Annotated in this window: 9 protein-coding genes; 4 read left to right on the top strand and 5 right to left on the bottom strand. The window is 49.7% G+C overall.

The features are described from left to right. Positions 1–108: 108 nt before the first annotated feature. Both asnB and Mal48_RS14260 read right to left on the bottom strand, forming a co-directional pair. Complete coding sequence (gene asnB, locus Mal48_RS14265; protein ID WP_145200730.1) at positions 109–2,031, bottom strand: asparagine synthase (glutamine-hydrolyzing); 1,923 nt, start codon at positions 2,029–2,031, stop codon at positions 109–111. A 3-nt stretch (positions 2,032–2,034) separates the two neighbouring features. Continuing rightward, positions 2,035–2,766, bottom strand: coding sequence for a DNA topoisomerase I (locus tag Mal48_RS14260; protein ID WP_231739584.1), 732 nt, complete (start codon positions 2,764–2,766; stop codon positions 2,035–2,037). A gap of 408 nt (positions 2,767–3,174) precedes the next feature. Between Mal48_RS14260 and Mal48_RS14255 the strand changes: the two genes are divergently transcribed. Then, positions 3,175–4,431: a sulfate adenylyltransferase gene (locus Mal48_RS14255; protein ID WP_145200727.1), complete on the top strand. Its 1,257-nt coding sequence runs from the start codon at positions 3,175–3,177 to the stop codon at positions 4,429–4,431. 136 nt (positions 4,432–4,567) lie between these two features. Here Mal48_RS14255 and Mal48_RS14250 read toward each other — a convergent pair whose 3' ends face one another. Beyond that, entirely contained in the window at positions 4,568–6,136 is a 1,569-nt protein-coding gene (locus tag Mal48_RS14250) for a WD40 repeat domain-containing protein (protein ID WP_145200724.1), read from the bottom strand. A gap of 259 nt (positions 6,137–6,395) precedes the next feature. Here Mal48_RS14250 and Mal48_RS14245 point away from each other — a divergent pair, with 259 nt between their 5' ends. The 3 genes from Mal48_RS14245 to Mal48_RS14235 are packed head-to-tail and all read left to right on the top strand — an operon-like array spanning position 6,396 to position 8,867. Further along, positions 6,396–7,790 (top strand): glycoside hydrolase family protein, encoded by a 1,395-nt coding sequence (locus Mal48_RS14245; RefSeq protein WP_145200721.1) that lies wholly within the window; start codon positions 6,396–6,398, stop codon positions 7,788–7,790. 24 nt (positions 7,791–7,814) lie between these two features. Further along, the gene (locus tag Mal48_RS14240; RefSeq protein ID WP_197441709.1) at positions 7,815–8,156 is read left to right on the top strand and encodes a putative signal transducing protein; all 342 of its coding nucleotides are present in this window, start codon (positions 7,815–7,817) and stop codon (positions 8,154–8,156) included. 6 nt (positions 8,157–8,162) lie between these two features. Continuing rightward, entirely contained in the window at positions 8,163–8,867 is a 705-nt protein-coding gene (locus Mal48_RS14235) for a hypothetical protein (protein ID WP_145200715.1), read from the top strand. An 85-nt stretch (positions 8,868–8,952) separates the two neighbouring features. Here the strand turns inward: Mal48_RS14235 and Mal48_RS14230 are convergent, their stop codons facing one another. Further along, a complete protein-coding gene (locus tag Mal48_RS14230) occupies positions 8,953–9,672 on the bottom strand; it encodes an LssY C-terminal domain-containing protein (RefSeq protein WP_145200712.1) in 720 nt (239 codons plus the stop codon). A 445-nt stretch (positions 9,673–10,117) separates the two neighbouring features. Next, on the bottom strand, positions 10,118–11,506 hold the full coding sequence (locus tag Mal48_RS14225) for a hypothetical protein (RefSeq protein WP_145200709.1): 1,389 nt from the start codon (positions 11,504–11,506) through the stop codon (positions 10,118–10,120). Positions 11,507–11,692: the final 186 nt, after the last annotated feature.

The following is an 11,692-nucleotide window of genomic DNA, read 5'->3' as shown; positions in this document are numbered from 1 at the left end:
TAGAACCTGCTTGGACTCAAGAAGAACGCACATCCTTGTAGTCCGGCCCCCCTCGTAGTCCGGGACCATTGTCCCGGACAGATAATTCACAACCTCTCGCGTGTCGTCTTATTGCCCTTCGCCGTCTATGAAAGTGCGGTGCCATTGTTCCAGGCAAATCAGATTCCACATCCGGTAGGAATGATCCCAGCGCCCCTGCATATGTTCTTCGACCATTAGCTGTAGAGCTTCCGGATTGAAGTATCCGCGATCATAACATCTTTCGGAAAGTAACGTCTCTTCAACTAGCGGTTTGAGTTCGTTCCGAAACCAGTGGTCGATCGGCACGCCGAAGCCCATTTTACTTCGCTTTTGTATCGATTTCGGAATCAGGTCAGAGAAGGTTTCAATCAGAATTTGCTTGCCCAAACCGTTTTTGTATTTGAGTTCAATTGGCATTTGTGCTGCCAGTTCAACGACGTGATGATCGAGAAACGGACTCCGGGCTTCGAGGCTGTAGCACATGCTCGCGACGTCAACTTTCGTCATAATGTCGCATGTGAGATAGCTGACAACATCTGCACAGGTCGTTCGGGTGATGAAGTCTCGGCTGGGGCATTCTTCGTAGGCTTTGAGGATAAACTCGGCACTGTCAAAACCTTTTAATGATTTCCGAAATTCTGGTGTGTAAAGTGAATTTCGTGAATCCTGATCAAAGATTCCGATCCAGCGAAGGTAACGCCGCTCCGGTGATTGCCCTAATGCTCCCACGAATCTCTTAAGCCTGCGGCCGAAGGATTTCTGCTTCGTTGATGAAGGAATTTTCTGCCAAAGGTTCCACCCGAATATCGAGCGAATCGGTTGCGGAAGCCAATCGGTTTTCCCAGCTAAGTCGACAGCTTTGTAACGCGGATAACCACAAAAGAGTTCATCGCCACCGTCCCCTGAGAGTGCTACTTTTACGACGTTCCGTGTCACTTCGGAAAGGGACATCATCGGAATCGCAGAACTGTCGCTGAATGGCTCATCATAATGCCAGATGAGTTTGGGCAGTGTTTTGAGTGCCGACGGCTCGACCATGTATTCGTGATGATTGGTCCCCAGGAGTTCCGCCGCCTCGCGAGCATAGGCACGCTCGTCAAACTCCTTGACTGGAAAGCCGATCGAAAAAGTGTGAATTGGCTTGTCCGAAAGAGACTGCATCAGTCCAGAGATGATTGTCGAGTCGACTCCTCCGGAGAGAAACGAACCGATGGGAACGTCGGACCGCATTCTCAGGCGAACCGCTTCGGTGAGCGTCTCACGAAGTTTCTTCTTCCATTGATCGACAGAGAGTTCTGGGAGCGGACGCTCTGAAGTCGGTTCATAAGGGGCTTGCCAGTATCGTGAAGTCGAGACCGCGCCCGATTCAAAGACCAGCAGGTGTGCCGGCGGAAGTTTCTGGAATCCTTTGAGGATCGTTCTTGGGTATGGCACATACTGGTAGGTCATGAAGAGATCGATCGCGCAGTGATCGACTTCGCGTTCAATTCCAGGAACTTCAAGGATTGCTTTCATCTCGCTGGCGAAGAGCAGGCGATTGTTCTCAACCTTATAGTACAGCGGTTTTTGCCCGATGCGGTCTCGCGCTAAGAGCAAACGTTTTTTGTTTTCGTCCCAGATTGCGAAAGCAAACATTCCCCGCAAATGTTGGACGCAGTCATCACCATGTTCCTCGTACAGATGAACGATCACCTCGGTGTCGGTGTCTGTCTTGAAGTGGTGTCCGCTAGCGACAAGTTGAGACCGCAGTTCTTTGTAGTTGTAGATTTCTCCGTTGAAGGCAATCCAAATTGTTCCGTCTTCATTACACAGCGGTTGGTGACCGCCACCTAAATCGATAATCGACAGCCGTCGATGTCCCAGGGCGCAATTCGTGGTGCCCTCTTTTGAGAAATAGTTTCCCGAATCATCCGGTCCCCGATGGCGGATTGAGTCCAGCATGCGCGTGAGAACATCTTGAGACAGTTCCGCAGCTCTGTTCGTCCAAACACCTCCGGCGATTCCACACATTGACTATGATTCTTTCTTCTCGTGTTCTTTTTTTACGTCGAGGTCGCTCGATTCTTGAGCAGCTTCAGATTGTTCGTCTTCTTTGATTGAAAACTCTTTGATTAAGTCCTCACGCTTGCGTGCGACCTGCTTGTCAAACGCGGAGAGAACGTCAATCGCTTTGTCTCGGGATGTGACCAGTCCAATGATGAGGTATTGGATAATCGCAATCCAGAAACAGACCCACCCCGTCGTTCCGTCCATAATTGTCGCCATGATGGCAAACACGGGTGAAGAACGCTGTAAGTGAATGCAGACCAACCCGCGCAAAATAGGAATAAATTGCGGTCGAATATTCTCTCGAATGCTTTTGCTTCTGTCCCAGGTTGGCTTTGGTGGTCCGGGATGCACGATGGAGAAGAGTTCCTGATCGGGCATCGCCTCGATCACCCCGATGGCCAGCAACAATCGCCCCGCAGCGACATACCAGTTATCCAGCGAGATGACAAATTTCGTGTCGAGCCAAGCTCCGATGGCCAGTTCCACGTTCTTTGTCGCAAATAAAAGTAGTGCAGACGCCCGAAACCATTGTTCGACATCCTTCTCAAACTCTTCGTCCCATTCCTTTGTGTGCGCGACTTTCTTGCGGATCAGGCGTAAGAGAGGAATTGCAATCAAGCCAATAATCAATCGCGTCGCCGGTCGCAGGACGGGCGTTAGGAATTGTTTCATCAGCCAGTTTGACGGGATTGCCACTGGTCCTCTCAGTTTTGCAATGCGGATCCCGGTAAAGGATCACGAATGGCACTGCTGGAATCGGGAAACGTTGTTTATGAAGACACGCTGGAAAAAGATAGTTGATTGGGGACAATTGAAACAGATGAACGGGCAGAGCCTCGTGTCGACCTGTTTCAGCCGTGGGAACACGAATGCACCTGTCTTGACGATGATTCCTCCATTCTCTAGTGTGGCGTTGCTTTCTTGGAGAACGAAGATCGTGGTGAATTTGGTATTGAGATGTTCAATATTATGTCCCGGGTCCGGTCCCTCGAAAAATGGTGGTTCGGCACGTTAAGCCGCAAAGTTTCCACCGTTTCTCTCATCCCGTGTGACCGGGAACACGATCACACAAGTTCAAACATAACAAGAAGATAAGGAAAAAGAATGGCAGACCTCATTGCCCCTCATGGCGGACTTTCTGAGCCAGTTTGTTGCACCGTTGCTCAAGACCAGATTGACGCATTCAAAGCTGAAGCAGCCGACTTGAAAAAAGTCCCTGTTTCCGCCGCCGATCTCTCCAGTGTTTATCGCTTCGCTGATGGAACTCTCAGTCCACTCACCGGGCCGATGGATTCAGAGACTTACAACCGCGTTCTTGATGAATCGGTCATCATCAATAACGGCGAAAAATATGCTTGGACGATTCCAATTGCATTTCCCGTCACATCAGAACTGGCTGCGACACTCTCAGCTGGTGAGAAAGTCGCTCTGACGAATCCTGATGGAGAAGTTGTTGCGACTCTCGATCTGACTGACGTCTTCGAGTGGGACAAGCAGAAATATATTTCTTCAGTGTACCTGACTGACCGAACCGACCATCCCGGAGCGGATATGGTCCTCGTTGGCGATGCCGACAAAACTCACCTCATCGGTGGAACGATCAAAGCACTCCCACAACCGAAAAACCCGAACTTCGGACAGTATGTCCTCACACCGCGTGAAGTTCGTGCGTTGATCGCAGAAACCGGTTGGGAAGCCGTTGTTGCATTCCAAACCCGCAACCCGCTTCACCGTGCTCACGAATACGCTCTCGTTTATGCTTTGGAGTCACTCCTGAAAGCTGGCAAGAACGCAGGGGCAGTGTTGAATCCGTTGATCGGCGAAACCAAAGGTGACGACGTCAACGCTGAGATTCGAATGGAAACATACGAAAAACTGATCAGCGAACGTCAAATGGGCGACGGCGATAGCGACAAAGAACTCTGGTCATCACGTGATGACGAAGTTCCAGATCGCGTGAAGTTGCTCGGTCTCGACATCAAAATGTTCTACGGCGGACCAAAAGAAGCGGTCATGCACGCCATCTATCGTCAGAACATGGGCTACACGAACATCGTCATTGGCCGTAAACACGCCGATGCTCCATTCAAAGATGGAACTGCCATCTGGGGTGATTTCGATGCTCAGGAAATCTTCAGCAATCTGAACGGCGACCTGAAGATTCAACCAGTCAAAGTCGGCTTCGCTGCCTACTACGAATCCATGGGACGCGTCGACTTAATGGAAAACCATTCTGACGAAAAACCTGTCTTCATCTCTGGGAAAGATGTCCGCGCGACACTCCAGAAAGGTGAGCAAGTCGATCCACGAATCATGCGTGAATCGACATCACGCATTCTTGCTGATGCGATGAAACAGTAATTTGTCACCATAATTTGTCACAGGGTCACTTAGCACTCTGTTACTGAGAAACTCAATCGCCCTGGAAGGCTCGTTCTTCCAGGGCGTTTTGCGTTTACACTGTTCGAGTTGATCTCAGTTTAAAAAATGACGTTCTTTATTTCGCTTCATTTTTTTCGTCGGCGAGCTTTCGAAACTCCATCACAATGGCGGATTCAATCTCTTTCGCTCGCTTCTTCTCTGCGTCACTTTTGCTGAGCACAGCTAATTCTTTTCGAACTTTCAACTCGACCGAGAGGAGTTCCTTTTCAAAGTTGTTCGGGTTCGGCGACCATTTTCGCGTTTCGCCTGTCACCCAATCACGGAGCGTCTCTGTCACTCGTAGTTCGCTGAACTCAGCAACCGCCAGCCGTCCCCAGTACTTGCCGATTAACTCTGTGCCGAGTGCTTCTTGTGGAAGAATCGAGAGCTTATCCTTGAGACGTTTGGCAAGTTCCTGCTTCGGTGCAGGGAGTTCGTTCGTTTTCAAATCAGCTATCAGCGTTCGTGAAAACGCATCGCCGTACAGAGCCAGCAAGCCAATCTTTTGCCCCCAACTTTTTGAAGACTGCTCAAACAGTAGAGCTTCGTGCATTTCGAGATAGTCAAGAGTCGAGATTGGAGAAGCATGCCCCCACTCGGCGTATGCCGGAATTGCAACCTGTTTTGTGATTGCTCGGTCATTTGTGTATTCATAAAAATAGATTCCATGACTCGATGATGTCGCCAGAAGCGAGTTTGCATCCGACAAAGAGAGCAAATCAGAGACATCCGAGCTTGTCGCGATTTTCCAGATTTCCTTTTTTGACTGAATGTCAAATGCCCGCACCATGAAATCTGTTGACCCGGTGAAGAGCAACTTTGAGTCATTCGAAAACTCCACTGCAGTCACCCATGTCTTGGGGATCTCGAATGACGCAATTTGCTTTAAGGATTGGACATCCCAGAGGCGAGCAGTTCCATCATAGCTTGCGGAGGCGATGTGTTGACCGGACTTATCAATCGCCAAGTGCAGAACATCTTCCTGGTGCCCTTTAAAGACGGCAATTTCCTTGAGGTTTTCCAAATCCCAAACGCGAATCGTTTGGTCTCGGCTGGCAGAGAACGCCTGCTTTCCATCGAGCGACAACACTGTTGATGTCACCTGAGCAGTATGACCTTTGAGGAAGGTCACCTCACCCGTTTTTAGATTTCGGACGATCACGTTTGTGTCGTCACCTCCGGTGATGAGCAATGTCTCATCAGGAGTCAGTGCTACACTATGTACGTCGTCGGTGTGGTCTTCAAAGGTTTTCAGCAGCTTCCAGTCTTCGCTCGACCAGATTTTAGTTTTGTTGTCGCCTCCAGCAGAGAACAATCTCTCTGAATTCGCATCAAAAACGAGATCGAAAACCCAGTGGTCATGCCCGGACCATTCATGAGTAAATTTATTCTGCTTAGTATCCCAGATGGAAATTTTTCCTTCGCCTGTTCCGAACGCGATCAGGCTTCCGTTCTTGTTGATCGCTGCAGTTCGGATAGCAGTCGATGGAATCGGTGCAGCTCGTAAGCCGGTTGCTACGGGATCGAAGGGAGATGACTCGGCAGCCGCAGTGCCCTTCTGGTTCTCCTTTTTATCTTGCGCCGACAGACCGTGTTGAAGGAGAGTGAAGAAGAGCAGCATCAAAAAAAGAATACGTCCTGCCATGCATTTCTCCCGTGAGAATAGACCAAAACAAATTGATGAAAAATCATCTGTTTATGATGCAAAGAGTTTTGGGCTCCACAATAGTGATGGAGAACGGAATCAAAGATTGACAAACTTCTTACATGTTCCCAGCTCTTGTCGAAGTCGTTGGACCGCTGACTTTGGGATCAAATTGAAGTCATGATTGCCGAGCGGAGAGTCAATCTCCATACTCATAAGCATGGGATCGAGTTCTGAAATCAACTTGAAAGGCCAACAAATGAAAATGTCTTATGCTTTCGCATTCACCTTGTTCTCTGTCACGACAGTTTATGCGGAGCCGATTGATATCGGTTCGCGGTTGGAACTGTTTACTGACGGTTTTCTGATCGAGAGTATGAACGGTGATCTTACTCAAGTTGCTCAACAGCCAACGCCACATGACGTCATCATCACAACTGACGAACCGTGGGAAGGAAACACCTGTGCTTACTACACCATCTTTCAAGATGGTGACATCTACCGGATGTACTACCGCGGATCTCATGTGAACGAGAAGACGAGGAAGTCGCTGCACCCCGAAGTGACCTGCTATGCAGAAAGCACCGATGGCATTCACTGGACCAAACCGAATTTGGGTATCATTGAGTACAACGGCTCAAAAGAAAACAATATCGTCTGGGATGGAATCGGCACGCACTGCTTTGTGCCATTCAAGGATACAAACCCGAACTGTTCTGCAGATGCAAAGTACAAAGCCATTTCACGGGGACGACCGCAAGGCAAGAAAGGACTTTATGTTTTCAAATCTCCTGACGGAATTCACTGGTCGCTAATGAAGGACGAACCGGTCATCACTGAAGGAGCCTTCGATTCACAGAACCTTGCATTTTGGAATCCGCATACAAAACAGTACGTCGACTTTCACCGTACGTTCACAAACGGGGTTCGAGATATCATGACCTGCACCTCGGATGATTTTCTCAACTGGACGAAGCCCGTCTTGTTGAAGTACCCGGGCGCGGAGCATCAGCACCTGTATACGAATGCAATCCGGTCGTATGATCGCGCACCACATTTGCTCGTCGGCTTTCCGACACGCTACCTCCCTAAGGATAGCCAGGTCGAACCAGTCTTCATGTCCAGCCGGGATGGAGTCACTTTTACCCGGTACAACGACCCGATTGTCCCTCGCGATGCTCCCAAAGACCGACAGGGCAATCGCAGCAACTATATGGTGCATGGACTGGTTGAAATACCTGCCGAGCCGGGGAGGATGTCAGTTTTTGCGACGGAAGCGTACTATGCTGGCCCCGATACCCGAGTTCGCCGCTTCAGTTACCGCACCGATGGCTTTGTCGCACTCCAGTCTGGTCAAAAAGGTGGGGAACTCATCACGAAGCCGATTCAGTTTTCCGGGGACGAACTCGTTCTCAACTACTCTGCCAGAAAAGGGGGAGCAATTCAGGTTGAACTCCAGGACGCTGACGGAAACCCGATTCCCGGTTTCAGCTCTAAAGATTGCAAACCGCTCAACGGCGATTCAATTGAGCAGGTGGTTCAGTGGAAAAACGAAGGCAAATCGCTCAAAAATTTGTCTGAAAAGCCAATTCGCGTGAAATTTCTGATGAACGAGGCGGACCTGTTCTCGTTTCAGTTTAGAGAGAAGCAATAAAACGAAGTCGAGAGTGAGATGGACATGTCTGACGACAAGATTGTCGAAGTCTATTCAGCCGATGATCTGATGGACGCCGAACACATTCGGAGAGTCCTCGCGGAGGAGGGGATTATCGCGAAGGTCGTTGGTGCATCACTCCACGGGATCATCGGTGATTTGCCAGCGCAATTGGCAACACCCCGACTGTGGGTTCATGAAGAAGACTTTGCACGCGGCCGACAAATCATAGAACTCGTTAAGCAGGAACAACGAGAGCGGTCGCAAACACGATCTCCATGGAAGTGTGTGAGTTGTGGTGAAGAAAATAGTGCCGACTTTGAAATTTGCTGGTCCTGCCAGATAGTCGATGAGACACAAGATTGATGAACAATGCCAGAAATGACGATTCAGGAAGCGATTGAGAATTGGGTTGAGAGTTACAAGGAGAAACGGTTCAAGCTTCACGTTGCGGGGGCGATTGTCAGTTTTCTAGGCTCCCTCTTTGTGTTGCTTGCGACCTATTGGGTGGTCAGGTTCTGTTTGTGGTTCGCCGTTTCCGGGATTCTCGGAGAAGGCATGGGGCTGCTTTCTGCAACGCTGTTTGTGATTGCGTTGCTCTTTGCGGTTTACCTGCTGGTGAATCACGAAGAGGTCGAAAATGTCGATCTTGGTTCAGACGAACAAACTCAGAAAGTACACACAGCTGTAAAAGAGAGTGGAAGTCGGTTGATGTCATTCTTCGGCAATCCGGAAACAGTTCGCGGAATCGTCAAGATGCTTTCCGTTTCGATTCTGGCTGCTCCCGCCATCATCATGTCCGGTTTTCGACAGACGCGCCTCGCCCGCGACATTCAAAAAATTGAACCCGATTTTGTGACACCCTTTCTGATCCAGTTGGCCAAGTCAGGGAAACGGATTCCCATGGATCAACTTGCTTCCAATCTGGGTGAGCGGTCTATTGCGGACCTCATTATTCAAATGTCACTCATCGATGGAGTGATCGTGCGGACCAAAGGATCAAACGGGATGTATTTAAGAGAAGACCTCAAAGGCGAGCTTTTAAAAGCGAAGAATCAGCGGAAAGCTTCAGGCTGAATCAGTTTCATTTTTTTCTGTCCCGGAGAAGAGCAGTTGATGATTGCCAGCTTCTCAAGAGGGACGTCGCCAATATGATTTTGAGTTAATCATTCTTGATGACAGCGACTGCCATGGCTCCGTCGGTGTACCAGCGGTCTCCGCCTCCATTTTTCCCTTCAAGAATTTTGTGGAAATCGGGGATTGTTGAGACCTCTGACAAGTCTTGAGTTTGTTGTAAGTCGTGGAGTAGATGGTCCCGCTCTTTATCAACGTCGGGAGCGATATGATGCGTAATTTCACCAGTCGTGTGGCTGAAGCCAACACGTTCGTCGTATGAAGCTGATCCCAGCCAGAACTGCCTTCCTTGTTGATCTGGCTCAGGGTTTTTCCAGAACCGCACATGATGACGCTTCCGCGGATCGTTCCCCACAGGCTGTTCGAAGGCGAGGTCTTCCTTCCGACCGAATAGGTACAAACTGCTCACAGGAGCCTCAACATACGAGCGTTTCAGAACTGTGTCGGCAGCGATTTTCAGGTCGCTACGAAACCCGAGCGGATCAGCCGGATACCATTTGGCCTTCTTCATGATCTCCTTGATTTCGGCTTCCGTCCCGACTAAAGCGATATTCAGTGGGTCTCCTGCGTGGCCATCTCCGGTCGTCGTCAATCGAGGACTTTCATCCAGCACAGGATGCCTGCGCGTGTACTGTTTCCAGACAAATGGGAGCAGAATATAGGCGACGAGAAAGTAGGCGACCAGAAACCGTGCCAGCCACACGCGAATCAGATCTGTTCGCTTTTTTTTAGTTTCGCCTGAAGTCATCGGTGAATTGAAACTTTCGTTCGCAGGGAGTGAATGAAAAGCATCAGAAGGTCAGTGGTTCGAGTCGCGGCCTGATTCTTAATTCGTCGCGGGGAGAAATCGTAGATCGATCAGAGATGGAGCATTCTCCTGAGTCGTCCATCTCCTCTGAATACATGATAGCTCACGGGGACTCAAGTCGGGCGTGAAGCGAAGTCTCCGACACCTGTAGTTCAACGAAAAAGATCGCCCACGCAAGGAGTTTGCGTGGGCGATTTTAGCAAGCTTTGGTTGTCGCGTCACACTTGCGACGGGAACAAATTCCAGTCGTTTTGTGTGCTTTGAGCGAACTCAATGTTCCAGATGTCAGATCATTTTGAAACCGTGGAACTCTCTCGGTCTTCTGGAAGTTTGCGAATCACGACATGAATCGAACTCTTCACAGAGACAGGAGATTTAAAATCGATTAAGCGGAAGGTCCACTTGGAGTTGGGTTCACTTCTGGGCCAGATTCTTCTTTGGCTGGAGCAGAAAGTGTTGGGTCTGCTTGCGGAACAGGTTTATTGGCGTCGTGTTGAATGGTGCCACAGTCCCCGTTTGCACATCCGCCGAGTCCTGATGGAACTCCACAGCTATCGCACGGTTGAACGGTGTAACATTGTTGGACGGGAACCATTCGGCAAACTTCATAGGCGACTTGACGCGGAACCAGTTTGGTGACCATTCGTGTAACGGTGCATGGTTCTTGTCGAGCGACCTGTCGAGCAACTCTGTGAGTCACTGTGTAAGGGACTTTCTCGACTGTGCAGAATGGAACTTTACGAGTACGGACTTCCGTCACGGTTTTGCATGTCTGAACCGGGATTTTAGATGTCTTGACTTCGCTGACCATTCGGCACGTCCGCACTGGGATTTTGCGTGTTTGTGTTTCGCAAACCCATTTGCAAACTCGAACTTCACAGTTGTCAACGACTTGTTCGGGGACCATGCGACAGACCTGGACCGGACAGTTTTCGACAACTTGTTCAGGGACTAATCTGCAGACTTGCACGGGGCAAACTTGTCGAACGACTTTCGGCACATAAACGGTGCAAGGAACTTGCTCAGTGATGACTCGTGTGCGAGGACGATAAGCAACTCGTCCTGCTCCCCAACCAAAGTTTTTGAAGGGGCACAGCCATGGGCAGCAGGCGAAGCAAGGTCGTCTTGCTGGCATCGGTGCTTGCGCACAAGGATCGCAGACCGGTGGTGGTTCACACTGCACAACTCGACGGACAGTTCGGTAAGTTGTGACCGGTTGCATGACTCGGTAGCAACGTTCCTGGTTCACAGTTTCCGTAACTTGCCGCATGACTGTTCGTGTCACTTGTCGATTCACGGTTTCCGTGACCGGTCGCATGACTGTACGAGTTGTTTGTCGGTTCTCGGTGGTCCACACGGGACGCCGCACCTGATAAGACTCTTCTCGATAGGAAGTTTCCCACACAGGGCGTTGAACTGTGTATTCTTTTTCCTGATAAGAAGTTTCAAAGACCTGTCGGCTCACCTGGTATTCTTCTTCGCGAAATTGTTGTTTGACAACATTGCGATAGCAGGTTTGTTCGACATCTTCGTAGACGGTGTCGTAAACCGTTCGATTGTAAGTTTCCTGAACTGGTTCACAGATTGATTCGTAAACAGTCCGGTAGCATGTTTCTCGCTCGACTTTGCAAGCAGTGTAACACGCAGTTGGTTGGCAATGCGCGACTGCACAGCGATTATAGCCAGCGGTTCCGCAGAACCAGCCAGCCTGCGCTGTGGCCTCCCCAGAGATCGCTAAGGCAAATGCCGCGACTCCCCACAACACATTCCTCATGGTTGTCTCCTCATTGGTGTAAAAATCATGGGTTCAAAAGAATCATCCTGATTCATACACGCCTCCATACTGCCAAAACGCCACCTGGAATTCAATAAAATCTTTCCAGGAATTGTCCAACATCAGAACAATTTGATCAGAGCAACATCTGATCAGTCGTTTTCACTTTCAATAGAACACTTTCGT

It is taken from the genome of Thalassoglobus polymorphus, from assembly GCF_007744255.1.
Taxonomy (GTDB): domain Bacteria; phylum Planctomycetota; class Planctomycetia; order Planctomycetales; family Planctomycetaceae; genus Thalassoglobus; species Thalassoglobus polymorphus.
This window is presented reverse-complemented; position numbering and strand designations above follow the sequence as displayed.

Coding starts and splice junctions, on each gene's coding strand:
- asnB (WP_145200730.1), bottom strand. CDS start 2,031: ATGTGTGGAATCGCCGGAGGTGTTTGGACGAACAGAGCTGCGGAACTG.
- Mal48_RS14255 (WP_145200727.1), top strand. CDS start 3,175: ATGGCAGACCTCATTGCCCCTCATGGCGGACTTTCTGAGCCAGTTTGT.
- Mal48_RS14250 (WP_145200724.1), bottom strand. CDS start 6,136: ATGGCAGGACGTATTCTTTTTTTGATGCTGCTCTTCTTCACTCTCCTT.
- Mal48_RS14245 (WP_145200721.1), top strand. CDS start 6,396: ATGAAAATGTCTTATGCTTTCGCATTCACCTTGTTCTCTGTCACGACA.
- Mal48_RS14240 (WP_197441709.1), top strand. CDS start 7,815: ATGTCTGACGACAAGATTGTCGAAGTCTATTCAGCCGATGATCTGATG.
- Mal48_RS14235 (WP_145200715.1), top strand. CDS start 8,163: ATGCCAGAAATGACGATTCAGGAAGCGATTGAGAATTGGGTTGAGAGT.
- Mal48_RS14230 (WP_145200712.1), bottom strand. CDS start 9,672: ATGACTTCAGGCGAAACTAAAAAAAAGCGAACAGATCTGATTCGCGTG.
- Mal48_RS14225 (WP_145200709.1), bottom strand. CDS start 11,506: ATGAGGAATGTGTTGTGGGGAGTCGCGGCATTTGCCTTAGCGATCTCT.